This window comes from Zhongshania sp. (assembly GCF_041584495.1).
Taxonomy (GTDB): domain Bacteria; phylum Pseudomonadota; class Gammaproteobacteria; order Pseudomonadales; family Spongiibacteraceae; genus Spongiibacter.
Window position 1 is genome coordinate 1 of record NZ_JBFHDY010000329.1, and the last position, 1,045, is coordinate 1,045.

The 1,045-nt window shown below is 49.7% G+C and carries 2 protein-coding genes; both read right to left on the reverse strand.

The features are described 5' to 3' along the window. The coding region (locus ABYP33_RS19605) for a PilX N-terminal domain-containing pilus assembly protein (RefSeq protein WP_373093081.1) at window positions 1-187 on the reverse strand (187 nt) is incomplete at its 3' end. Next, window positions 184-1,045, reverse strand: an 862-nt coding sequence (locus ABYP33_RS19610) for a PilW family protein (protein WP_373093083.1), incomplete at its 5' end; no start/stop codon positions are given. The genes ABYP33_RS19605 and ABYP33_RS19610, both read right to left, overlap by 4 nt.

Genomic DNA, 1,045 nt, shown 5'->3' on the forward strand with positions numbered 1-1,045 from the left:
CTTCTGCCGCCTGAAAGGCGATGGTATTGTCCTTCATATTACCGGCCATGCGCTCTTGCAGCGTGGCGGTCTGCATTGACGCTATACTAATAATAGTCAAGATCAGCATAAACACGAGACTGACAATCAAGGCCGCGCCACTTTGGCGTACTATTTCGCTCTGTGGGTGTGGTTTGCGCCGCTTCATTGCATTTTATTCCTGATGGCAAATACATTGGTGAACACCTGACGCATTCTGCCATCGTTGTTTTGCACCAAATCCCCCGCGCGGTTTAATAAGCGCTGCGCATCTTCCTTGCCGGTGCGTCCCACCACATTATCAGTTGAGCCGTAAAAGGTCAGTTCAATACGCACGCTTAACACCGTTGCCCAACTGGCCACTTCAGCTGCAGTTTGATAAACATCCACGCCGCGGTCATTGTTAGTGTCGACACCATAACTCAGCTGCATATTTTCTATACCCTCTACCAGCTCGATTGGTGCTGACACTACGCCGCCCGAACCGAGCCCGCGCTGACGCATATAGAGAGCGTTAATTGGGTTACCCGCCGAACTCTTGCGACCAGTATCACCGATAAAAAAGTCGATTATTTCAAAACCAAAGACCTCGGCTTCACCGGTATAAATTTTACTCAGGCGGTTAGCCGTGTTACTCGTACCAATGGCATGGGTAAAGGTAGCAACGCCTTCGTCTGCCTGTTTTGGCGAGTTGGTGACCCGAAAGGTGTCACCACTAAAACAGTCGGACACCATAATAAAGTCGCCTTGCATTACCTTGATTTTGTTGTTTTCGACTTTAATATTGGCATTATCGGGCGCTAAATTGCCGGTAATGGTTAAAAACTCATCGGAGGCGCGCTGTAAATGCACCAAATCCGTTCCCACAACAGCAGGTAAGGCATTACCCGCCGCAACATTGTCTTCCCCAACCAGAGCCGTTTCGGCACTAAAACCGTCACTTGGCGTCGCAATATTATTGTACCTAGCCGCGCCAATTGAGCTACAGCCCATATAGCCCGCCATTCGAATTTCCCTAGCCAGCAAG